The 22341-nt window shown below is 70.3% G+C and carries 15 protein-coding genes; 12 read left to right on the forward strand and 3 right to left on the reverse strand.

Going from position 1 to position 22341, the window contains the following annotated elements; translation table 11 throughout:
• Positions 1 to 38: 38 nt before the first annotated feature.
• Positions 39 to 215 carry a DUF3606 domain-containing protein gene (locus SLW55_RS15690; protein ID WP_267085368.1) on the forward strand — a complete coding sequence of 59 codons (177 nt, stop codon included), beginning with the start codon at positions 39 to 41 and terminating at the stop codon, positions 213 to 215.
• 19 nt (positions 216 to 234) lie between these two features.
• Positions 235 to 2877: a DNA ligase D gene (ligD, locus tag SLW55_RS15695; protein ID WP_320745370.1), complete on the forward strand. Its 2643-nt coding sequence runs from the start codon at positions 235 to 237 to the stop codon at positions 2875 to 2877.
• A gap of 352 nt (positions 2878 to 3229) precedes the next feature.
• On the opposite strand, the gene SLW55_RS15700 is transcribed toward ligD, so the two are convergent.
• Both SLW55_RS15700 and SLW55_RS15705 read right to left on the reverse strand, forming a co-directional pair.
• Entirely contained in the window at positions 3230 to 4270 is a 1041-nt protein-coding gene (locus SLW55_RS15700) for an SDR family oxidoreductase (RefSeq protein WP_295946427.1), read from the reverse strand.
• Between the two features lie 71 nt (positions 4271 to 4341).
• Positions 4342 to 4575: a hypothetical protein gene (locus tag SLW55_RS15705; protein WP_010342266.1), complete on the reverse strand. Its 234-nt coding sequence runs from the start codon at positions 4573 to 4575 to the stop codon at positions 4342 to 4344.
• A gap of 139 nt (positions 4576 to 4714) precedes the next feature.
• On the opposite strand from SLW55_RS15705, the gene SLW55_RS15710 reads away from it, so the two are divergent.
• On the forward strand, positions 4715 to 5071 hold the full coding sequence (locus SLW55_RS15710; RefSeq protein WP_267085371.1) for a hypothetical protein: 357 nt from the start codon (positions 4715 to 4717) through the stop codon (positions 5069 to 5071).
• Between the two features lie 45 nt (positions 5072 to 5116).
• Here SLW55_RS15710 and SLW55_RS15715 read toward each other — a convergent pair whose 3' ends face one another.
• Complete coding sequence (locus tag SLW55_RS15715; protein ID WP_152181285.1) at positions 5117 to 6346, reverse strand: DNA topoisomerase IB; 1230 nt, start codon at positions 6344 to 6346, stop codon at positions 5117 to 5119.
• Between the two features lie 391 nt (positions 6347 to 6737).
• Here SLW55_RS15715 and SLW55_RS15720 point away from each other — a divergent pair, with 391 nt between their 5' ends.
• The 9 genes from SLW55_RS15720 to SLW55_RS15760 all read left to right on the forward strand — a co-directional run bounded on the left by SLW55_RS15720 (position 6738) and on the right by SLW55_RS15760 (position 21847).
• On the forward strand, positions 6738 to 7133 hold the full coding sequence (locus tag SLW55_RS15720) for an I78 family peptidase inhibitor (RefSeq protein ID WP_148829055.1): 396 nt from the start codon (positions 6738 to 6740) through the stop codon (positions 7131 to 7133).
• Positions 7134 to 7455: 322 nt separating this feature from the next.
• Positions 7456 to 11913, forward strand: coding sequence for a glutamate synthase large subunit (gene gltB / locus SLW55_RS15725; RefSeq protein ID WP_267093260.1), 4458 nt, complete (start codon positions 7456 to 7458; stop codon positions 11911 to 11913).
• Between the two features lie 126 nt (positions 11914 to 12039).
• Positions 12040 to 13530 carry an FAD-dependent oxidoreductase gene (locus SLW55_RS15730; RefSeq protein ID WP_043094028.1) on the forward strand — a complete coding sequence of 497 codons (1491 nt, stop codon included), beginning with the start codon at positions 12040 to 12042 and terminating at the stop codon, positions 13528 to 13530.
• A 570-nt stretch (positions 13531 to 14100) separates the two neighbouring features.
• Entirely contained in the window at positions 14101 to 15159 is a 1059-nt protein-coding gene (locus SLW55_RS15735) for a glycoside hydrolase family 5 protein (protein WP_320745371.1), read from the forward strand.
• A 259-nt stretch (positions 15160 to 15418) separates the two neighbouring features.
• Positions 15419 to 16471, forward strand: coding sequence for a glycoside hydrolase family 5 protein (locus tag SLW55_RS15740; RefSeq protein ID WP_320745372.1), 1053 nt, complete (start codon positions 15419 to 15421; stop codon positions 16469 to 16471).
• Between the two features lie 352 nt (positions 16472 to 16823).
• On the forward strand, positions 16824 to 17879 hold the full coding sequence (locus tag SLW55_RS15745; RefSeq protein ID WP_267103127.1) for a glycoside hydrolase family 5 protein: 1056 nt from the start codon (positions 16824 to 16826) through the stop codon (positions 17877 to 17879).
• A gap of 107 nt (positions 17880 to 17986) precedes the next feature.
• The gene (locus tag SLW55_RS15750) at positions 17987 to 18862 is read left to right on the forward strand and encodes a methylglyoxal synthase (protein ID WP_267100502.1); all 876 of its coding nucleotides are present in this window, start codon (positions 17987 to 17989) and stop codon (positions 18860 to 18862) included.
• Positions 18863 to 19013: 151 nt separating this feature from the next.
• Complete coding sequence (locus tag SLW55_RS15755; RefSeq protein WP_320745373.1) at positions 19014 to 20369, forward strand: substrate-binding domain-containing protein; 1356 nt, start codon at positions 19014 to 19016, stop codon at positions 20367 to 20369.
• A 377-nt stretch (positions 20370 to 20746) separates the two neighbouring features.
• Positions 20747 to 21847 carry an alginate lyase family protein gene (locus SLW55_RS15760; protein ID WP_320745374.1) on the forward strand — a complete coding sequence of 367 codons (1101 nt, stop codon included), beginning with the start codon at positions 20747 to 20749 and terminating at the stop codon, positions 21845 to 21847.
• Positions 21848 to 22341 lie beyond the last annotated feature (494 nt).

A 22341-nucleotide genomic window follows, 5' to 3' on the forward strand; every position in this document is an offset into this window, starting at 1 on the left:
CCACGACCGCAGCGGCCTCTGGACGACAGGACTTCGGCATGAGCGACGACACCCGCAACACCGGTTCGCCCGATCGCGACCGCATCAACCTCCACGAAGACGACGAAGTGCGCGACTGGACGCAGGCGCTGGGCGTCTCCGCCGACGAGCTGCGCGCCGCTGTGCAGGCGGTAGGCAGCAGCGCCGCCGCGGTCCGCGCGCACCTGCGCACGTGACGCGGGCCGGGCCCGCGCCATGAGCCTCGCCGACTACCGCCGCAAGCGCCGCTTCGACAAGACCCGCGAGCCGGAGCCGGGCAAGCCGGTGCCGGCGGGGAAGCGGCCGATCTTCGTCGTGCAGCTGCACCACGCCAGCCGCCGCCACTACGATTTCCGCCTGCAGGTCGGCGATGCGCTGAAGAGTTGGGCGGTGCCGAAAGGGCCGAGCTACGACCCCAAGGTCAAGCGCATGGCGGTGGAAGTGGAAGACCATCCGCTCGACTACGCCACGTTCGAGGGCGAGATCCCGCAGGGCGAATACGGCGGCGGCCACGTCGCCCAGTTCGATCACGGCGTGTGGAGCAGCGCGGACGATCCGGAGGCGCAACTGGCCAAGGGTCATCTGCGCTTCGAACTGTTCGGCGACAAGCTCAAGGGCGGCTGGCACCTGGTGCGCTCGGGCAAGCCGGCGCGGCAGCCGCAGTGGCTGCTGTTCAAGGAGGACGATGCCTTCGCCGGCGACCTGGAGGCCGACGACCTGCTGGCCGATGTCACCGCGGCGCCGGCGCAGGACGTCAAGCGCGCCGGCGCCGGCAAACCGGACAAGCGCAAGGTCACGGTGGTGGCGCCAGTGCGCAAAGGCCGCTGGACGAACTGGGCCAAGTTGGCCGAGGCGCTGCCCGGCGCGGTGTCGGCGGCGGCGCCGGACGGACCGTTCGCGCCGCAGCTGGCCCGGCTGGGCGACGCGCCGCCACAGGGCGCGCAGTGGATCCACGAGATCAAGTGGGACGGCTACCGGATCCTGGCCACTGTCGCCGACGGCGTGGTGCGGCTGTGGTCGCGCAACGCGATCGAGTGGACCGACAAGATCCCCGAGATCCGCGATGCCATCGCCGCGCTGGGCCTGCGCTCGGCGGCGCTGGACGGCGAACTGATCGCCGGCAAGGGCACCAAGGAGGACTTCAACCTGCTGCAGGCGGTGCTGTCCGGCGAGCGCCAGGGCACGCTGGCACTGGCCCTGTTCGACCTGCTGCACCTGGACGGCATCGACATCGCCGCCGCACCGCTGTCCGAGCGCAAGGCGTTGTTGCAGCGGCTGCTGCAGGGCGCCGATGCGCACCTGGCCTTCAGCTCGCACATCGACGGCGACGGCGAAGCCGCATTCCAGCTCGCCGGCGCGCAGCACTTCGAGGGTATCGTCTCCAAGCGCGCCGACCGCGGCTACCACGGCGGCCGCAGCGACGACTGGCGCAAGACCAAGCAGCTGCGCTCGGACGAATTCGCGGTGGTCGGCTACACCGCACCCAAGGGCAGCCGCAGCGGCTTCGGCGCGTTGCTGCTGGCGCGGCTGGATCCCGAACATGGCTGGCTGTACGTCGGGCGGGTCGGCTCCGGCTTCTCCGACGCGCTGCTGCGCGAGCTGACCGCACTGATCGGCAAGGCCGGCAGCGCCACGCCCAGCGTGCACGTGCCGACCACCGAGACCGACCTGCGCAGCGCGCGCTGGTTCGCGCCGCGCTTCGTGGTGGAGGTGTTCTACCGCGGCATCGGCGGACAGCAGTTGCTGCGCCAGGCCTCGCTGAAGGCGGTGCGCCCGGACAAGGACATCGCCGACCTGCGCGATGCCGACGCACCGGCACCGCGCGCGGCGGCGGCGCGGGCGAGGCCGCCGGCCAGGAAAGCCAGGGCAGATGCAACGGTCAAAGCCACGAAGGCGACCAAGGTGGCGAAGGCGGCGAAGGCGAGCGAGACCAAGACCAGCGGTCCCCGGCGCAGCAAGCGCGACGTCGCGACCACGGGCACCGCGCGCACGCCGCCGACGCTGTCCAGCCCGGGCCGCGTGGTCTTCCCCGACATCGGCGCGACCAAGCGCGAGGTCTGGGACTACTACAGCGCGGTGATGGATCACCTGCTGCCGGAGATCGCCGGTCGCCCGCTGTCGATCATCCGCTGCCCCGCCGGTGCCGAACGCGCGTGCTTCTTCCAGAAGCACCACACCGCCGGATTGGAACTGGTGTCGTCGGTGCGGTTGAAGGAAGAAAGCGGAACCCAGGCCGAGTACCTGGTGGTCGAGGATGCGGCTGGGCTGCTCGAACTGGTGCAGTTCAATGCGTTGGAGTTCCACCCGTGGGGCGCGCATGCCGCGTCCCCGGAGCGTGCCGACCGCGTGGTGTTCGACCTGGACCCGGGGCCGGATGTGCCCTTCGCCGAGGTCAAGCGCGCGGCCACCGACATCCGCAAGCTGCTTGCGCAACTGGAGCTGGAATCGTTCCTGCGCGTGTCCGGCGGCAAGGGCCTGCACGTGGTGGTGCCGCTGGCACCGGGCTGCGACTGGGACCTGACCAAGCGCTTCGCCCACGGCTTCGCCGACGCACTGGCGCAGTCGCAACCCGAGCGCTTCCTCGCCACCGCCAGCAAGCGCCTGCGCAACCAGCGCATCTTCGTCGACTATTTGCGCAACGGCCGCGGCGCCACCGCGGTGGCCTCGTACTCGCTGCGCGCCCGCGCCGGCGCCCCGGTGGCGATGCCGCTGGCCTGGAGCGACCTGCCCAGGCTGCACCGCGCCGACGCCTTCAAGCTGCGCGACGTCCCGGCCAAGCTGAAACGGCGACGCAAGGATCCGTGGGCCGGCATCGATGCGCTGAAACAGAACCTGTCGCGCTGGGCCGAAACGGAGTGAGCAAAGCCCCTCTCCCCCCGGGAGAGGGGTTGGGGTGAGGGTCGGGGCGCGAAGCGACTCGCTGAGATTGAACACGAGCGACCGCACCCTCATCCGCCCCTGCGGGGCACCTTCTCCCGAGGGGAGAAGGGAAAAGCCGAGCCCCTCTCCCATCGGGAGAGGGGTTGGGGTGAGGGTCCGACGCGAAGCGACGCGCTGAGATCGAACACGAGCGACCCGTACCCTCATCCGCCCCTGCGGGGCACCTTCTCCCGAGGGGAGAAGGGAAAAGCCGAGCCCCTCTCCCATCGGGAGAGGGGTTGGGGGTGAGGGTCCGACCGCCAGCCAACTCACCCGCCAAGCCACTCACCCACTAGCCCGTCGGCCCACCCATCACCGGCAGGATCGCGCCATTGATGTAGCTGGCGGTGATCGGCGAGGCCAGGAACACGTACGCCGGCGACAGCTCCTCCGGCTGCGCCGGGCGTCCCATCGGGTTCTGCTTGCCGAACTCGGCCACGTCCTCGGCGGGCTTGTCGGCAGGATTGAGCGGCGTCCACACCGGCCCCGGCGCGACCGCGTTGACGCGGATGCCGCGCGGCTGCAACTGGCTGGCCAGGGCCATGGTGAAGGCATGGATCGCGCCCTTGGTCGCCGAATAGTCCAACAGCGACTTGCTGCCGAACAGCCCGGTCTCCGAGCCGCTGTTGACGATCGCCGAACCACGCTTGAGATGCGGCAGCGCCGCGCGCGCCATGTGGAAATAGCCGGCGATGTTGGTCTGCAAGGTCTCCTGCAGATGTTCCTCGCTCAGGTCCTCCAGCGCATCGCAATGCAACTGGAACGCGGCGTTGTTGACCAGCACATCGAGCCCACCGAAGGCTTTGACGGTCTGCGCCACCGCGTCCTCGCAGAACGCTGGATCCTTCACGTCGCCGGCGATGGTGATGCAGCGGCGGCCTTCGTTCTCGACGTGCTGGCGGGTGACCTGCGCATCCTCGTGTTCGTCCAGGTACAGCACCGCCACATCCGCGCCCTCGCGCGCGAACAGCACCGCCACCGCGCGGCCGATGCCCGAGTCGGCACCGCTCACGATCGCGCTCATGCCGCGCAGCTTGCCGCTGCCCACGTATTCCGGCGCCTCGAAGCGCGGCTGCAGCGCCAGCTCGTGCTCGTTGCCCGGCTTGGCCAGGTGCTGCCTGGGCATGCGTTGCGGCTGCTTGCGCGGCCCGGCCTGGCCTGCGTCGCCCGGCTTGGCGCGCTTGGGCTTGGGCTTGGGCTTGGCGTCGCCGGCATCGACCGCGCGCTGCAGCGCGCGTTGCTGCTGCACGGTCTTGGCGCTGGACGACGCCGTGGCACTACTGCGCTTGGACGGGGCGGACTTGGTGGCGGCAGGACGCTTGCGGGAGGCCATCGGCAATACTCCGGATGCGGGAGGAGGACGCGGTCGCGCAACCCTCCTCGAAGGGAAGGAACGGGCGTCGCTCAGGCGCGGTCGGCGAGACCGCTGACGCCGGCGTGCTGGGCGCAGTGCGCGCAGCAGAACATGCGCTCGCCGGCCTGCACGCCGTGGCCGACGATGCGGCACTCGCAGTGGCTGCAGCGCGGGGCGAAGGCGTGGATGGCGCACTCGAACGAATCGAAGGTACCGCTGCGCGCGCCCTGGGTCAGGGTGAAGGCCTGGTCGTAGTCGTTTCCGCAGACATCGCAGGTGGCCATGATCGGCTCCGGTTGCTGGGGGAATCCCGAGTCTGTCCCCGCCGGCGGCCACGACCGGTGAAACCGCCGGCGCGATCTCTTCATGCGGCGCAAACATGCGCCGCGACAGGCTCGCGCCATCGATCGAAGGAGACGCCCCATGATCCGCCACCCGCTCGCCCGCCTCGCCCCGTTCGCCGCCGTGCTGTTGCTCGGCGCCTGCAGCACCACCCAGGTGGCGCAGGTGCAGCCGATCGATGGCGTCATCTCCGGCCAATGCCATATCGACAAGGTGCGCGGCGCGGTCGGCCTGGCCGCCTCGCGCATGACCGTCGAACGCGCCCGCGTCGACAGCGACAGCCTCAAGGTGCAGGTGGTCAAGAGCAGCGTCAGCGACAACGGCGCCACCGCCAGCGGCGTGGACAGCGCCAACCGCGGCGCGCGCGAGACCGGCGGCGACCGCCTGACCGTCGAGATCGGCCCGACCAACAACATCACTACCGTGTATTGCGGCTGATCCGCGTCGCCGGGCCCGCCCGCCGCGCCCGCGGCGGCGCGGTGCTCAGGCGCGCTTGCGTGCGGGAGTTGCGGTCTTGCGCTTGGCGCGGGTACCGCTGCCCTGCGCGCCCGCCGCAGCGCCCTTGCGCGCAGCACGTGCGCCCTTGCGCAGCGGCGGCGCCTTGGCCGAGCTGCGATCGGCGGCCTTGGCCGCCTTGCGTGCCGCGGTGCGTGCCCGCCCCAGGTACTTCAGCGTGATCAGATCCCACTGCCGTTCGCCGCGCACGCCCTCGCACAGGCCGTGCAGGCGCCCGCAGCGCCAGCCGTCGAATACGCACGGGTCGATATAGGCCTTGCGGCACACCGCCGGGGTGTTGCCGAGCGCCTCGGCCACCTCACGGATCACCGCGTTCTGCGCCTGCGCCAGCGCGCGCTCGCCGCCGGTGTCGGGCAGCGGCAGCGCGGCCAGCCGTTGCAGCGCGGCACGGGTGCCGCCCCAGGTGCGGAAGTCCTTGGCGGTGAAGCTCTCGCCCATCGCCTCGCGCAGATAGTCGTTGACCTCGCCGGAGTCCACCGGCTGCAGCTGGCCGTCGTCGTCGCGGTACTGGAACAGCGCCTGCCCCGGCAATTGCTGGCAGCCACGGATCAGCTTGACCAGGTGCACGTCGTCGACCTCGATGTCGTGCTCCTGGCCGCCCTTGCCGCGGAACTGCAGCCGCGCACGGCCGCCCTTCACGAACGCCAGGTGGCGATTGCGCAGCGTGGTCAGGCCGTAGGAGCGGTTGCTGCGCGCGTATTCGGCGTTGCCCACGCGCACCAGGGTCTCGGCCATCAGCGCCACCACCATCGCCAACACCTTGTCGCGCGGGTAGCCAGGCAGGGCCATGTCGCGGCGCAGGCGCCGGCGCAGCCGCGGCAGGGCCTGGCCGAAGGCGACGATGCGCTCGAACTTGCCGTCGCCGCGCACCTGCGCCCAGTCGGCATGGTAGCGGTACTGCTTGCGCCGGCGCGCGTCGCGGCCGGTGGCCTGCAGATGGCCGTTGTCGCGCGTGCAGATCCACACTTCGGTGTAGGCCGGCGGGATCGCCAGTTGGCGGATGCGCTGCAGGGTGGCGGCGTCGCGCACCGCGCTGCCGTCGGGCAGACGGTAGCCGAACCCCTTGCCGGCGCGGCGGCGGACGATGCCCGGCTCCTGATCGCTGACATAGACCAGGCCCGCGCTGCTGGCGGCCTGGCGGGACTGGCGGGCACGCGCCGCCTCGGCCGCGGCGGTGGAACGGGACGCGTTGGACATCGGACCTCCGGAAGCCGGAACCGCGGCCCGCGCCGCCGATTCCACGAGCATCGATTGTCGGCAGCGCCGCGGCTAGGCCGCGTGAGCGATTGCCGCCTGCGGCATATCGGTCCACCGCTGCGGAAGTACTGCGGTCCTTGTGGGAGGGACTTCAGTCCCGACGCCCGACGCTGTCTGCGCGCCTTGGACATCACGCGTCGCAGCTCAAGCCATTCCCACAAGGCGTGTCGGCGTGCCGGTTAACGCCTGGCGAACGCGCGGTGTCCGATCCTGTCGCCACCGGAACCTGCGCTGCGCCGGCGCCTGCCGTCGCCCGGCGAGACGACGGCGACGCAAAGCGCATCACACGCTCTATGCTTCACCCCTCTTCCCTCCAGCCATAGGAGCCCCGATGAGCAACCTCCTTTCCTCCCGTGCGTCCACGCGTGCCGGCCTGCTCGGCACGGCCTGCCTGGCGCTGGCCCTGGCCGCCTGCGGCGCGCCGCCGCCGGACGAGCAGGAACAGGTGAGCGCCAAGGCCCAGGCCGCCGCGCAGCAGGCCGCCGCGCCGGACCCGGCCAACGCACCGGACGCCCCGCCGGTGGGCACCTGCGATGCCTCGCAGGCGCAGGGCCTGGTCGGCCAGACCTTCGCGCCGGCGCTGCTGGACCAGGCGCGCAGCGACACCGGCGCCAAGACCGCGCGCGTGCTCAAGCCGAACCAGGCAGTGACCATGGAGTTCAACGGCGAACGGCTCAACATCGAGGTCGACGAGAAGAACCAGATCACCGGCGTGCGCTGCGGCTAGGGCCTGTCCTCATTCCCGGGCAGGTCGCGCCACCCTTGCGCGCGCCCGGGGCAAGGAAGTGCGAGGGAGTGGACGTCTGTCCATGACGGGCAATGACACAGTCCCGGGCACGCACAAGGACAGGCCCGGGGGCGCCGCCAGGACGCCCGGCGCGGCGGCGGCGACAGCGCCGCCGCCAGCGCTGAAGTTGCAGGTGTAACGGTGTATTGCGGCACCGCACCAACTATGTTTTAGTCGGGATTCCGGTGACCTCAAGAAGCGCTCCAGGACAGAGCGGGGGCGAGTGTCGCCGCGTTCCTTCGGATCGCTTTCAGAGGCAGACATGGCCCCCCGCAACCGCCACGGGCTCTACGACCCCCAAGACGAGCGCGATGCCTGTGGTTTCGGCATGGTCGCGCAACTCGACGACCAACCTTCGCGGGCACTGGTGGATACCGCCATCGCCGCCCTGTCGCGCATGACCCATCGCGGCGGCGTCGCCGCCGACGGCCTCACCGGCGACGGCTGCGGCCTGCTGATCCGCAAACCCGAGCCGTTCCTGCGCGCGCTGGCGCGCGAGGCCGGCATCGCGGTCGGCGCGCGCTTCGCTGCCGGCAACGTGTTCCTGCCGCGCGACGATGCCGACGCCGCCGCGCGCTGCCGCCAGGTGCTGGAGGAAGAACTGCGCCGCGTCGACGTGCAGCCATGCGGCTGGCGCCTCACCCCCACCGACGATGCGGTGTGCGGGCAACTGGCCAAGGACACCCTGCCGCGCATCGAGCAGGTGTTCGTCGACGCCGGTGCCGAGCAGAGTGAAGACGCGTTCGCCCTGGCCCTGTTCCTGGCCCGCCGCCGCGCCGAGCAGCGCCTGCGCGAGGTCGCCGATTTCTACGTCACCACGCTCTCGCCCAACGGCATCAGCTACAAGGGCATGGTGCTGCCGGACAAGCTCAGCACCTTCTACCCGGACCTGCAGCGCAACGACCTGGCCTCCAGCGCCATCGTGTTCCACCAGCGCTTCTCCACCAACACGCTGCCGCGCTGGCCGCTGGCGCATCCGTTCCGCCTGCTCGCGCACAACGGCGAGATCAACACCATCGAGGGCAACCGGCACTGGGCGCAGGCGCGCAGCAAGGTGTGGAAGACCCCGCGTTTCGACATCGCCGAGCTGGACCCGGTGATCTCGATGCATGGCTCCGATTCGCAGAGCCTGGACAACATGCTCGAGCTGCTGGTCGCCGGCGGCATGGATCTGCTGCAGGCGCTGCGCATCCTGGTGCCGCCGGCCACCCAGTCGCTGGAGTTCAAGGACGCCGACCTGGCCGCCTTCTACGAGTTCTACGGCCTCAACACCGAGCCGTGGGACGGCCCGGCCGGCATCGTCGCCTGCGACGGCCGCTACGCCGCATGCATGCTCGACCGCAACGGCCTGCGCCCGGCGCGCTGGATGCTGACCTCCGACCGGCATTTCCTGGTGGCCTCCGAAGCCGGCGTGTGGGAACTGCCGGCCGAGCGCGTCACCCGCAAGGGCAAGCTCGGCCCCGGCGAGATGATGGCCATCGACCTCAAGCGCGGCGACCTGCTCGATTCGGACGCCATCGACCGCATCAACCGCGGCCGCGCCCCGTACAAGCAATGGCTGCAGCAGGGCGTGACCTACCTGCAGACCGAACTGATCGACCCCTCGCTGGTCGAGGAGCCGTTCGACGAGCGCACCCTGCGCAGCTACCACAAGCTGTTCCAGCTCAGCACCGAGGAAGTGGAGCAGGTGCTGCGGCCGCTGGCCGAGACCGAGCAGGAAGCCACCGGCTCGATGGGCGACGACACGCCGATGGCGGTGCTCAGCCGCCACACGCGGCCGCTGTACGACTACTTCCGCCAGGCCTTCGCCCAGGTCACCAACCCGCCGATCGACCCGCTGCGGGAAGACTGCGTGATGTCGCTGACCACCCAGCTCGGCAAGGAGACCAACATCTTCCATGCCGGCCCGGAGACGGTGAACCACGTCATCCTCAACTCGCCGGTGCTCAGCCAGCGCAAGCTGCGGCAGTTGCTGAAGATGCCGCAGTACCTGACCCGCAACGCGCAGATCGACCTGTCCTACAGCGTCGAGGAAGGCCTGGAGGCCGGGCTCAAGCGCATCTGCGCCGAGGCCGAACAGGCCGCGCGCGACGGCAAGGTCATGCTGCTGCTGACCGACCGCTACCCGGTGCCGGAGCGGCCGATGGCGCATGCGCTGCTGGCCACCGGCGCGGTGCACCATCACCTTTCGCGGGTGGGCCTGCGCTGCGACGTCAACCTGATCATCGAGACCGGCACCGCGCGCGATCCGCACCACATGGCCTGCCTGCTCGGCTTCGGCGCCACCGCGGTGTATCCGTACCTGGCCTACCAGACCCTGTTCGACCTGGGCCGGCGCGGCATCCTGCTGCTCAAGAGCGGCGGCGAGCAGACCCAGATCGGCCGCAAGTACCGCAAGGGCATCTACAAGGGCCTGTCCAAGATCATCTCCAAGATGGGCATCTGCACCATCGCCAGCTATCGCGGCGCGCAGCTGTTCGAGATCGTCGGGCTGGATCCGGACGTGGTGGCGCTGTGCTTCCCGGACACCGCCGCGCGCATCGGCGGCGTCGGCCTGGCGCGGCTGGACACCGAGGCGCGGCAGCTCGCCGCGCGCGCCTGGAACGACCTGCTCAAGCCGGAAGTGGGCGGCCTGCTCAAGTACGTGCACGGCGGCGAGTACCACATGTACAACCCGGACGTGGTGCTGACCCTGCAGCGCGCCACCCGCAGCGGCCTGCAGGCCGACTGGGACGCCTACGCCGCCGCGGTGCACGGGCGCCCGGCCTCGGCCCTGCGCGACCTGCTGCAACTCAAGCGCGCGGCCACGCCGACGCCGCTGGACGAGGTCGCCCCGGCCGAGGACCTGCTGCGCCGCTTCGACACCGCCGCGATCAGCCTCGGCGCGCTGTCGCCGGAGGCGCACGAGGCGCTGGCGATCGCGATGAACCGCCTCGGCGGGCGCAGCAATTCCGGCGAAGGCGGCGAAGACCCGGCGCGCTACGGCACCGAGAAGCGCTCCAAGATCAAGCAGGTGGCCTCCGGCCGCTTCGGCGTCACCCCCGAATACCTGGTCAACGCCGAGGTGCTGCAGATCAAGGTCGCGCAGGGCGCCAAGCCCGGCGAAGGCGGCCAGCTGCCCGGGCACAAGGTCAACGAACTGATCGCGCGGCTGCGCTACGCCAAGCCGGGCATCGGCCTGATCTCGCCGCCGCCGCACCACGACATCTACTCGATCGAAGACCTCGCGCAGCTGATCTACGACCTCAAGCAGGTCAATCCGAGCGCGCTGGTGTCGGTGAAGCTGGTTAGCCATGCCGGCGTGGGCACCATCGCCGCCGGCGTGGTCAAGGCCGGCGCCGACCTGATCACCGTGTCCGGCCACGACGGCGGCACCGGCGCCAGCCCGGTCAGCTCGATCCGCTACGCCGGCGTGCCGTGGGAACTGGGCGTGGCCGAGTCGCACCAGGCGCTGGTCGCCAACGACCTGCGCGCGCGCACCATCCTGCAGACCGACGGCGGCCTGAAAACCGGCCTGGACGTGGTCAAGGCGGCGATCCTGGGTGCGGACAGCTTCGGCTTCGGCACCGGGCCGATGATCGTGCTCGGCTGCAAGTACCTGCGCATCTGCCACCTCAACAACTGCGCCACCGGCGTGGCCACCCAGGACGAGCGCCTGCGCGCCAACCACTTCGTCGGCCTGCCCGAGCGCGTGGAGAACTTCTTCCGCCTGCTGGCCGAGGAAGTGCGGCAGTGGCTGTCGTACCTGGGCGTGCGCTCGCTGGACGAGATCGTCGGCCGCACCGAACTGCTGCAGCAACTGGACATCTCGCCGCGCGAAGGCGTGCGCGTGGACCTGTCGCGGCTGCTCAAGGACGTGCGCCACGATGGCGGCCACTGCGCCGCGCAGCGCCTGTACGAATCGCCGGACAGCCTGGCCACGCAGATGGACGGCCTGCTCGCCGACGCCATCGCGCACAAGCGCGGCGGCGACCATCGCTTCCTGATCCACAACACCGACCGTTCGATCGGCGCGCGCCTGTCCGGCGCCATCGCCCGCGTCCACGGCAACCACGGCATGGACGATGCGCCGCTGACCCTGCGCTTCCGCGGCTCGGCCGGGCAGAGCTTCGGCGCGTTCAACGCCGGCGGCCTGCACCTGGAGCTGGAAGGCGAAGCCAACGACTACGTCGGCAAGGGCATGGCCGGCGGCCGCCTGGTGGTGCGTCCGCCGCGCGGCGCGCGTTTCGAGGCGCGCAGCACCGCGATCATCGGCAACACCTGCCTGTACGGCGCCACCGGTGGCGAACTGTACGCTGCCGGCCGCGCCGGCGAGCGCTTCGCGGTGCGCAACTCCGGCGCGCTGGCGGTGATCGAGGGCGCCGGCGACCACTGCTGCGAGTACATGACCGACGGCATCGTGCTGGTGCTGGGCAAGGTTGGCCTGAACTTCGGCGCCGGCTTCACCGGCGGCCTGGCCTACGTGCTCGACGTGGACCGCGACTTCGTCGACCGCTACAACCACGAACTGATCGACATCCACCGCATCTCCGCCGAAGGCTTCGAGAGCCATCGCCAGCACCTGCACAAGCTGATCAGCCGCCACCGCGAACTGACCGGCAGCATCTGGGCGCAGCAGATCCTCGACGAGTTCCGCGACTACGTCGGCAAGTTCTGGCTGGTCAAACCGAAGGCGGCGAGCATCGAGTCGTTGACCGAATCGCTGAGGCGCGCCGCTTGATGGCGGCACGCCGGGAATCGGGAATGGAGAATCGGGAATGGTAAAAGCCCGGCTCTCCCAGTTTCCGATCGCGCGCGCAGATTCGCTTTTGCCATTCCCCATTCCCCATTCGCGATTCCCAGCCCTATGAGCCGCAAGCACGCCTTCCAGTTCCTCGACCTGCCCCGGCAGATGCCGCAACGCATTCCGGTGGAACTGCGCACCTCCGGCGACTGGAACGAGCTGTACGGCAAGTTCGACAAGGCCGATGCGCAGTACCAGGCCGGGCGCTGCCTGGATTGCGGCAACCCGTACTGCAGCTGGAAGTGCCCGGTGCACAACGCCATCCCGCAGTGGCTGCAGCTGGTGCAGGAAAACCGTATCGAAGAGGCCGCGGCGCTGTGCCACAGCACCAATCCGCTGCCGGAGGTGTGCGGCCGGGTGTGCCCGCAGGACCGCCTGTGCGAAGGCAGCTGCACGCTGGAGGAATTCGGCGCGGTCACCATCGGCGCGGTGGAGAAGTACATCGTCGATACCGCGCTCAATAACGGCTGGCGCCCGGATCTGAGCCAGGTCGAACCCACCGGCAAGCGCGTGGCGGTGGTCGGCGCCGGGCCGGCCGGGCTGAGCTGCGCGGACCGCCTGGCCCGCGCCGGCATCCAGGCGGTGGTGTACGACCGCTACGAGCAGATCGGCGGGCTGCTGCAGTTCGGCATCCCCAGCTTCAAGCTGGACAAGAGCGTGATCGGCAAGCGCCGCGAAGTGCTCGAAGGCATGGGCGTGCAGTTCCGCCTGGGCGTGGAGATCGGCCGCGACGTGAGCCTGGAGCAGTTGCTCGAGGAGTACGACGCGGTGTTCCTGGGCACCGGCGCCTACCGCTACACCGACGGCGGCCTGCCCGGCCAGGACCTGCCCGGCGTGCTGCCGGCGCTGCCGTTCCTGGTGCAGAACAGCCGCATCGTCGGCGGCAACGATCCCTGGGGCCGGCCGATCGCCGGCTGGGAAGACAAGATCGCGCTGCCCGACCTGAGCGGCAAGCGCGTGGTGGTGCTGGGCGGCGGCGACACCGGCATGGACTGCGTGCGCAGCGCGATCCGCCTGGGCGCGGCCAAGGTCACCTGCGCCTACCGCCGCGACGAGGCCAACATGCCCGGCTCGGCGCGGGAGGTGGCCAATGCGCGCGAGGAAGGTGTGCGCTTCCTGTTCAACCGCCAGCCGCTGGCGGTGGAAGCCGATGCCGCCGGCAACCTGGTCGGCGTACGCGTGGTGCAGACCCGTCTGGGCGAGCCGGATGCGCGCGGGCGCCAGGCCGCGGTGCCGGTGGAAGGCAGCGAATCGCTGCTGGACGCGGACGTGGTCATCATCGCCTTCGGCTTCTCGCCGAGCGTGCCGGACTGGCTGGCGGCGCAGGGCGTGGAAGGCACCGCCAACGGCCGCATCCTCGCCGGCGGCAGCGAGCCCGACGGCAGCGGCCGCCTGCCGTACCAGACCACCAACCCGAAACTGTTCGCTGGCGGCGACGCCGTGCGCGGCGCCGACCTGGTGGTGACTGCGGTGGCCGAAGGCCGCGACGCGGCAGCCAGCATCGCCGAATGGATCGGCAACCGCCTGCCGGTGACGACCCAGGCTGCGGCCTGAGCGACGCTGCGAGGCTGCTGCAGCGTTCGGTTAGTTCGGCGGCGCCGGCAATACTTGCTCGACTGGGCGATGCGACCTTCGGCCGCATCGCGAACCGCTGCGCTGCGCATTCGCCGAAAGTCGAGGTCGCCTGGAGCCGCCGGCCTCCAGCAACGTCGCCAGCGCCAGCGCTGGCCTCGGCATGGACCTCGTCGAACGCTACCGCCTCGGCACCGCCGCCGCCGGCAGCGATCGCCTTTACCAACGCCACCACCGCCGCGGCGCAGGTTGCGTCGTTGGCCTCTAGCGAACGCCTTCTCCACCGCTCGTCCTTCGCTGCGCGCCCAACCTGGCGCGCCGGCGATGGAAGCATGGCCGCGACCTCGATCACGCCGCTGCCGACGGCTGCACCACGCACCTGATGTGACGCCGCCGACGTCCGCGCGCAGCGTGTCCGCGCCAGGTGAATGCCGGGCTAACACGAGTGCGTGCAGGCTGGCGATCACGGGGGCGATCCTTGCACGCTTGCGCCTGCCGCTCTGCGCTCCCCCGACGCGGACGGCGCCTCCCCTCACTCCAGGAAGCTCCCCCATGCCGCTTTCCTCGTCGTGTTCCCCGCGCTGGCGTTCCCTGCCGCTGGCACTGCTGCTCGCCACCGTCGCCTGCAACGCCGCCGCCGAAGGCCGCAGCGTGCTCAAGTACGCCGGCGTCAACCTGTCCGGCGCCGAGTTCAACTCCGGCAAGAAGCCCGGTGTGCTGTACAAGGACTACACCTACCCGACCGCCGGCGACTACAGCTACTTCGCCAGCAAGGGCATGAACACCATCCGCCTGCCGTTCCTGTGGGAGCGCCTGCAGCCCACCGCCAAGGGCGAGTTCGACCCGGCGCAACTGGCGCTGTTGAAGAAGGCGGTGGAGCAGGCCAAGGCCAACCACCTGTACCTGATCCTGGACCCGCACAACTACGCCAAGTACAACGGCGCGCTGGTCGGCAGCGAGGGCGCCCCGGACGAGGTGTTCGCCGACCTGTGGCGGCGCCTGGCCAAGGAGTTCAAGAGCGACGACCACGTCATCTTCGGGCTGATGAACGAGCCCAACGCAGTCTCCTCGACCGACTGGGCCAGCGCGGCGCAGGCGGCGATCGATGCCATCCGCAAGGCCGGCGCCAACAACCTGATCCTGGTGCCGGGCACCGCCTACACCGGCGCGCACAGCTGGCGCAGCACGGCCTACGGCACGCCGAACGCGGTTGCCCTGCAGCCGCTGAAGGATCCGCGCAACCGCATGGCGTTCGAAGCGCACCAGTACCTGGACCGCGACAACAGCGGCACCAAGGGCGAGTGCGTCAGCGCCACCGCCGGCGCCGAGAAGCTGGCCGGGTTCGTCAGCTGGTTGCGCGAGAACAAGAAGGTCGGCTTCATCGGCGAGTTCGCCACCGCGAATACGCCCACCTGCAATCAGGCGCTGGAGAACATGCTTAGCTACATACAGAAGAACGACGACGTGATCCTGGGCTGGACCTGGTGGGCGGCCGGCGCATGGTGGAAGCCCGACTATCCGTTCAACGTGCAACCCGGCAAGGACGGCAGCGAGAAGCCGCAGATGGAGATCCTGTCCAAGTACGCGCGCGAGATCACCGGCAAGAAGTGAGCCGTCGCTGCCGGCGCCGCCTGTCGGCAACGCGGCAACACGCCATGCAACGTGTGCGACGCGCACGCCTGGCATAGCGCATGCAGCGCGATCCAGTACCGGTTCGCGCTGCCAATCGCCGCACAGATCCATGCATGCGCGCACGCAGCGCATCGCCTCGTCCTCGGCAATGCACTACGGTGTCCGCACACCGTAGTCATCAGCCTGGTCTGGCATCTCCTCGGCCGGGTTCCCCCTCTGATGCCGAAGGAGACTCACCATGATCGCGCGCACCTTGCGGCGGCGGTCGCGGCACGCCCGGCGTGCCGCGCTGCTGCTGTGCCTATCCGTTCCGCTGTCGTCGCTGCAGGCGCAGCAGTCGCTGCGCTTCGCCGGCGTCAACCTGTCCGGTGCCGAGATCGCGCCGTCGAAGATTCCCGGCATCGTCGGAGTCGACTACACCTATCCGCGCAGCAGCGACTACACCTATTTCGCCGGCAAGGGCATGAACCTGCTGCGCCTGCCGGTGCGCTGGGAACGCCTGCAGCCGCAACCGCGCGGCCCGCTCGACGCCGCGCAACTGGCGCTGATCGACGACGCCGTGCAGCAGGCCAAGGCGCAGGGCATGTACGTGATCGTGGACATCCACAACTACGCGCGCCGCGACGGCCGCCTCATCGGCAGCAGCGGCCTGCCGGTCGCCGCCTTCGTCGACCTGTGGCAGCGTCTGGCGCGCGCCTACGGCAGCGACAATGCGGTGGTATTCGGGCTGATGAACGAGCCGCACGGCATCAGCCCGACCGCGTGGGCCGCCGCCGCGCAGGCCGCGGTCGATGCGATCCGCGCCACCGGCGCCAGCAACCTGGTCCTGGTACCGGGCGCGCTGTGGACCGGCGCGCATAGCTGGTACACGCCAGTGGACGGCACCTCGAACGCCAGCGCGCTGGCCACGCTGCACGACCCGCTGCAGCGCGTGGCGATCGAAGTGCACCAGTACCTGGACGCCGATTCCAGCGGCACCAGCCCGGTCTGCGTGAGCGACGACATCGGCGTCCAACGCCTGCGCGCCTTCACCGACTGGCTGCAGCAGACCGGCCATCTCGGCTTCCTCGGCGAATTCGCCGCCGCCGACAATCCCACCTGCCGGCGCGCGCTGGACGGCATGCTGGCCGACATCGCGCAGCACCCGACGCTGTGGCTGGGCTGGAGCTACTGGGCCGGCGGCGCCTGGTGGCGCGCCGACTATCCTTTCAATGTGCAACCCGACGCCGACGGCCACGACCGTCCGCAGATGGCGATCCTCGCGCCCTGGGCGCAGCGCATCACGCGCTGAGCGCGGTGCATGCGTGACAACGCCGTGGCGCAGGCCGACAACTAGGCACCTCCAAGTCACGTCGGGACATGTCTGCGAGGGACGGCGCGTGCCCTTTCACCGGCTCAGCGGCAGCGGACTTTTGCCTGGGCACGCGCCGTTGCGGGTTTAAGCCTCTGCTACAGAGCAACGTGCATCCGCCGGGTTGTACGCAAGCAGGTGATTCGAGGTGCCCGCATGGCGTGCGACGTGCAATGCGTCGCATATTTCCGATGACCTCGATCGCTCTGGCATGACGGTTGCAGCGTGGTGCACGGCCGCGCACGCCGCATCGTGGCGTCGCCTGCCGCTCTTTCCCCACGAAGGATCCGTCATGCCACGCTATTCCCGTTTTTTCCGCTCCCCGCAATGGCGGCAGCGCGCCGTGCTGTGCCTGCTCGTGGCCGCCTGCGCGCCGTTCGCAAACGCCCAGCAGACGCTGCGCTATGCCGGCATCAACCTGGCCGGCGCCGAGTTCAACTCGGCGAAGAAGCCCGGCGTGCTGTTCAAGGACTATGTGTATCCCACCGACGCCGACTATGCGTACACCGCGGCGCAGGGCATGAACATCGTGCGCCTGCCGTTCCTGTGGGAGCGGCTGCAGCCGCAAGCCAACGGCCCGCTCGACCCCGCGCAACTCGACGCGCTGCGCACCGCGGTCGAACGCGCCAGGCGCTACAACCTGCAACTGATCCTCGACGTGCACAACTACGCCAAGTACGACGGCGTGCGCATCGGCGGCGACGCGGTACCGGCGGCGGCGCTGGCCGATCTGTGGCGGCGCCTGGCGCTGGTGTTCGGCAACGATGCCAGCGTGGCATTCGGGCTGATGAACGAGCCCAACGGCCTCGCCTCCGGCGATTGGGCGGCCATCGCGCAGGCGTCGATCGATGCGATCCGTGGCACCGGCGCCGACAACCTGATCCTGGTGCCAGGCACCGCCTTCAGCGGCGCGCACAGCTGGAACAGCACCTGGTACGGCGTGTCCAACGCGCAGGGCTTGCTGACGGTCCACGACCCCGCCGGCAACCTGGCGTTCGAAGTGCATCAATACCTGGATCCCGACTCCTCCGGCACCAGCGCCGCCTGCGTCAGCACCAGCATCGGTGCGGAACGCCTGCAAGGGTTCACCCAATGGCTGCGCGCCAACGGCTATCGCGGCTTCCTCGGCGAGTTCGGCGGCAGCAGCGATCCCACCTGCCTGGCCGCGCTCGACACCATGCTCGGCTACGTCCACGACAACGGCGACGTCTGGCTAGGCTGGACCGCCTGGGCCGGCGGCGCGTGGTGGCGCAGCGACTATGCGTTCAACCTGCAGCCGGACAAGAGCGGCGCCGACAAGCCGCAGATGGACGTACTGGCGGTGCGCGCGCAGCAAGTCACGCAGTGACCGCAGCAAGGCCAGGGTCCGCCGCGGCGGTGTGGCGATCGCGCGGCGATTGAGTCGGTACCGCGATCGGGCGCAGACTGTCGCACCTCTTCCGCAGGGATCGACGCATGCGCCTGGGCCTGGCCGCCAACCGACTGCACCACCAGGGCAAGGATGCCGCGCTGTTCCGCTGGCTGCGCGCCAGCGAGGCCGGCATCCGCGAGCTGCAGCTCGGCCTGCACGCGGTCGGCCGCACCCACGAGGCGATCATCCGGGTCGGTTTGCTGGCCGGCCATGCCGGCCTCAAGCGCTACCCGTTCGGCCGCGAGGGCGGCCTGATGAAGCTGGTGGCCGAGGTCGTGGGCCTGGAAGGCGCCGAGCGGACCCTGGACGGCGCCATCTACCTGATCGATCCGGTCGACCCGTCCTCGATCTTCCCCGAGGCGATCGCGCTCAAGCGCCAGTGCGTGATCCACGGCAAGCCGTTCATTTCCACCGTGGCCAGCGCCCGCGATTGGGTGGAGATGGAGCGCGTCCACGCCGGGCTGGCCGCCGACGCCGGCGCCGACGACCTGTACGCGCTGCAGCGGCAGACCCTGGCGCTGATCGCGCACGATGCGATGAAACCGCAGATGCTGGCCTTCGCCAGCGAACATTTCGATCTGCTGTCGCGCTTCGCCGAGCGCGTGGCCACCGGTACCACCGGGCAGCGGCTCAACGAACTGGCCTGGAGCCGCGGCTGGCCGCAGGGCCAGGCGTGGGTGCAGCGCTATCAGAGCGGCCCGATGGGCGGCGACGCGCAGATCGCCGATCGCGTGCTGGAACGGCGCTGCCACCGCGCGATCTTCTTCGAGGATCCGCACGTCGCGCGTCAGCACGAGGCCGACATCCAACTGCTGGAACGCGCGGTCACCACGGTCACCGACAGCGCCGTGTGCATCACCTCGCCGGCGATCGCCGCGCGCTGGGCGCAGGCCGCCGCACGCCGGCTCGCATCGGCCTGAGGTTTTCGACGCGCGCGATCGCGTCGCGCGCGGACCGCTGACAGGACACGCCGCGACGCCGCGTTGTCGTGCGTGACCATGCGCACAGTCACTGCGATGTCACGCCGATCGCCAACACTGCCGCGCCTGTCCAGATCCCAGGGGGGATCCCATGTTGCGTTTCACCCTGCGCCTGCTGCTGCTCGGCGCAGCAGCGCTGTGCGCGCTGCCGTCCGCGTCCGCGCAACCGGCCGAGCGCTTGCGCGTACACGGCTCCAACAGCCTCGGCGCGCGGCTGATGCCGGCGCTGGTGGAAGCCTGGCTGCAGAGCATGGGCTACCGGCAACTGCAACGTCGTCGCGTCGATGCGACGACGCTGGAGATCGCCGCGGTGCGCGACGATGCGCCGCTGGTGGTCGAGATAACCGGCACCGGCTCGGCCGCCGGCATCGCCGACCTGGTGCATGGCGACGCCGAGCTGGCGATGCTGGCGCGTCAGCCCGATGCGCGCGAACGCGAGGCCGCCTGGCAGCTCGGCGACCTGGGCTCGCCGGACCAACAGTTCGTCGTCGCCCTGGATGGCGCGCGGGTGCTGGTCGCCGCCGACAACCCCATCGCCACGCTGAGCGTCGTGCAGCTGCGCGACATCCTGAGCGGCCGGACCACGCGCTGGTCGCAACTCGGCGGCGCGGACCTGCCGATCGCGCTGCACCGCAGTGTCATCCCCGGCGGTCTCGACGACTTCCTGCGCGAACGCCTGGCGCTGCCGGCGGTGCGCATGCCGGGGAACGTCCTGCATGCCGACCTGGCCGAGGCCGCACGCGCCGTCGTCGGCCATCCCGACGCACTGGCGATCGTCGGGTTGACCACACCGGTGCCGGCCGGCACACGTGCGCTGGCCATCGCCGACGGCGGTATCGCGGTGCTCCCGACGGCAGCAGCCGTGCGCGGCGAGGACTATCCCTTGGTCCAGCGCTACAGCCTGTACGGCGGCCAGATGATGTCGGCGCTCGGCCGCAGCCTGGCCCTGTACGCCCTCGGTCCGCCGGCGCAACAGCTGGTGCGCCGGCTTGGCCCGATTTCCATGGCGATCGACGTCGATCCGGCCACGCCGCAGAGCGGCGCCACCGCTGCCCGCGCGGATGCTAGCTATGCGCAGGCCAGCACCGGCGCCCGGCGCCTGACCACCACGCTGCGTTTCAGCCTGCAGTCGCTCAATGGCATGTACGAAGCGCGCAGCGCCCAGGATCTCGACCGATTGGTCGCCTTCATGCAACAGCCGGCGATGCACGGCCGCGCCCTGGCGGTGATCGGCTTCGCCACGCCGGACAGCGCCAACCGGCTGTACCCGACCATCGCCAGCAACGATCGCGCCGACGTGGTCGCTGCGTACCTGGTGCAACGCGGTGTCGCCGTGGAACGGGTACGCGGTCTCGGCGCACTGCATCCGCTGATCGGCGGCGAAGACGCCGCGGCCAAGGCGCGCAACGAGCGCGTCGAACTGTGGTTGCTGGATCGGGCGCGATAGGGCAGTCGGAGCGTGGTTGCGGCCGGTTGGGCACGACATCGCTCGGCCGCTCGTCCCCTTCGGAACCTTTCCCCCGAAAAGCAGGCCGTGGTCCGGGGAGGAGAAGGGAAGCCAGAGCCCCTCTCCCGTCGGGAGAGGGGTTGGGGTGAGGGTACGCAGCGCGAAGCGCCCTCACCGGCGCAAGCTGGGAGGTTAGCGCGTTGTTAGGCATTGGCAGCCGCGCGCGTGACGCCGCGCTGGCGCCGATACGACCCGTCGCCATCCGCGCATCAGCGAGCGCATGCGGGCGACCGTGCTCCCGGACTCGGGCCATCCGGCGTTCACCGCATCGCGCCTACAGTCGCCCGACACCCTCGCCAGCGCTTCCGGAGATCGCCATGCTTCGCTCATCGCACGCCGGTCTCGGCGTGGTGCTTGCCGGACTCCTGCTGACCCACAGCACGCCTGCCGCCGCGGTGCAGCGGCTGTGGCCGACCGCGGAGCAATGGCAACAGTTGCACGCGTCAGCCGCCACCGATCCGGCCTGGCGGCAGGTCGAGGCGGCGCAGGCCCGGCTGGCCGAGATGGCACGCACGCAGGGCGCGCATCCGCTCGAGAATCTGAGCACCGGCGGCCGCCTGCGCGGCGATCCAGTGAAGGCGGCGACCGAAACCAGCCTGGGCGACATGCCGCGCATCCAGGCGCTGGCGCTGCGCTACGCCCTGGACGGCGAGCGAGCCGACGCGCTGGCCGCCGGCGACCAGCTCGCGCAATGGGCCGCGCGCAATGTGCCCAACGGCAACCCGATCGACGAGACCGGGCTGGAACCGGCGATCTTCGCCTACCGCATCGTCCGCCCGGCGCTGCCGGACGCGCAACGCCGCGCCATCGATGCATGGATGCGAAAGATCGCCGATGCCGAAATCGGCTCGCGCGACCTCAAGCGCAAGACCGCCACCAACAACTGGCACAGCCATCGGCTGAAGACCGTGGGCATGATCGGCGCCGCGCTCGACGATCAGCGCTTGCTGGACTACGCCCGCACCGGCTTTCGTCAGCAGATCGCCGACAACCTGTTGCCCGACGGGCGCAGCATCGACTTCGTCGAGCGCGATGCGCTGTCCTACCACGTCTACGACCTGCGTCCGCTGGTGACGCTGGCGCTGCTGTTCTCCGAACGCGGTGAGGATCTGTACCACTGGCGCGCACCGAACGGCGCATCGCTGGCGCGCAGCGTCGACTGGTTGCTGCCGTATCTGCGCGGCGAGCGCAGCCACGCGGAGTTCGTCGGCAGCCAGGTGCCGTTCGACAAGGCGCGCTCCGACAACGGGGAAGCGGGCCACGTGATCGGCAAGCCGTATGCCGCGGAGGGGGCGGAATCGCTGCTGGTGCTTGCTGCGGCCTACGATCCGGCGTGCGTGCAACTGGCGCGGCAACTCGGACACGGGACGCCACCCTGGCGCCTGGCGATCAGCACATTGCCCGATTTACCGCGCTAGCTTCCGTCGACTCCGACGGCATCAGAGTGCCGGTGCTCAGCCACGGCATCACGGAGGGTCCGCGACGCGACAGGTCTCGATGCGAGCCATCGCACATCTCATCGCGCGGCACAGCGGCGCGGGAGGTGGTCGCAGCGGTTTGGCCTTATCAATCAGCCCATGCGGGGCACCTTCCCCCGAAAAGGGGGCCATGCTCCCGACAGGAGAAGGAAGAACCAAGCCCCTCTCCCGCCGGGAGAGGGGTTGGGGTGAGGGTACGGGGCGCGCAGCGCCTCGCCGATCGGTCATTGCGAGGCTTCGCCCGCCCCCTCATCCGCCCCTGCGGGGCACCTTCCCCCGCAAAGGGGGCCATGGTCCCGACAGGAGAAGGAAGAACCGAGCCCCTCTCCCGCCGTGAGAGGGGTTGGGGTGAGGGTAGGGCGCGCAGCCTCCGGGCGGCATGTCGCCGCGGGGCGTGCGCCTGTGCTTCGCTCGCCTGCGCGTTGTTTTTCCAG

The sequence above is a fragment of the Xanthomonas sp. LF06-19 genome (assembly GCF_034105425.1).
In the GTDB taxonomy this organism is placed as follows: Bacteria; Pseudomonadota; Gammaproteobacteria; order Xanthomonadales; family Xanthomonadaceae; genus Xanthomonas_A; species Xanthomonas_A sontii.

What these genes read in the sequence shown, in the direction of transcription:
- SLW55_RS15745 (WP_267103127.1), top strand. Translation starts at nt 16,824, where the DNA reads ATGCCACGCTATTCCCGTTTTTTCCGCTCCCCGCAATGGCGGCAGCGC.
- SLW55_RS15760 (WP_320745374.1), top strand. Translation starts at nt 20,747, where the DNA reads ATGCTTCGCTCATCGCACGCCGGTCTCGGCGTGGTGCTTGCCGGACTC.
- SLW55_RS15730 (WP_043094028.1), top strand. Translation starts at nt 12,040, where the DNA reads ATGAGCCGCAAGCACGCCTTCCAGTTCCTCGACCTGCCCCGGCAGATG.
- SLW55_RS15755 (WP_320745373.1), top strand. Translation starts at nt 19,014, where the DNA reads ATGTTGCGTTTCACCCTGCGCCTGCTGCTGCTCGGCGCAGCAGCGCTG.
- SLW55_RS15690 (WP_267085368.1), top strand. Translation starts at nt 39, where the DNA reads ATGAGCGACGACACCCGCAACACCGGTTCGCCCGATCGCGACCGCATC.
- SLW55_RS15740 (WP_320745372.1), top strand. Translation starts at nt 15,419, where the DNA reads ATGATCGCGCGCACCTTGCGGCGGCGGTCGCGGCACGCCCGGCGTGCC.
- SLW55_RS15710 (WP_267085371.1), top strand. Translation starts at nt 4,715, where the DNA reads ATGATCCGCCACCCGCTCGCCCGCCTCGCCCCGTTCGCCGCCGTGCTG.
- SLW55_RS15705 (WP_010342266.1), bottom strand. Translation starts at nt 4,575, where the DNA reads ATGGCCACCTGCGATGTCTGCGGAAACGACTACGACCAGGCCTTCACC.
- SLW55_RS15735 (WP_320745371.1), top strand. Translation starts at nt 14,101, where the DNA reads ATGCCGCTTTCCTCGTCGTGTTCCCCGCGCTGGCGTTCCCTGCCGCTG.
- SLW55_RS15720 (WP_148829055.1), top strand. Translation starts at nt 6,738, where the DNA reads ATGAGCAACCTCCTTTCCTCCCGTGCGTCCACGCGTGCCGGCCTGCTC.
- SLW55_RS15700 (WP_295946427.1), bottom strand. Translation starts at nt 4,270, where the DNA reads ATGGCCTCCCGCAAGCGTCCTGCCGCCACCAAGTCCGCCCCGTCCAAG.
- SLW55_RS15715 (WP_152181285.1), bottom strand. Translation starts at nt 6,346, where the DNA reads ATGTCCAACGCGTCCCGTTCCACCGCCGCGGCCGAGGCGGCGCGTGCC.
- SLW55_RS15750 (WP_267100502.1), top strand. Translation starts at nt 17,987, where the DNA reads ATGCGCCTGGGCCTGGCCGCCAACCGACTGCACCACCAGGGCAAGGAT.
- gltB (WP_267093260.1), top strand. Translation starts at nt 7,456, where the DNA reads ATGGCCCCCCGCAACCGCCACGGGCTCTACGACCCCCAAGACGAGCGC.
- ligD (WP_320745370.1), top strand. Translation starts at nt 235, where the DNA reads ATGAGCCTCGCCGACTACCGCCGCAAGCGCCGCTTCGACAAGACCCGC.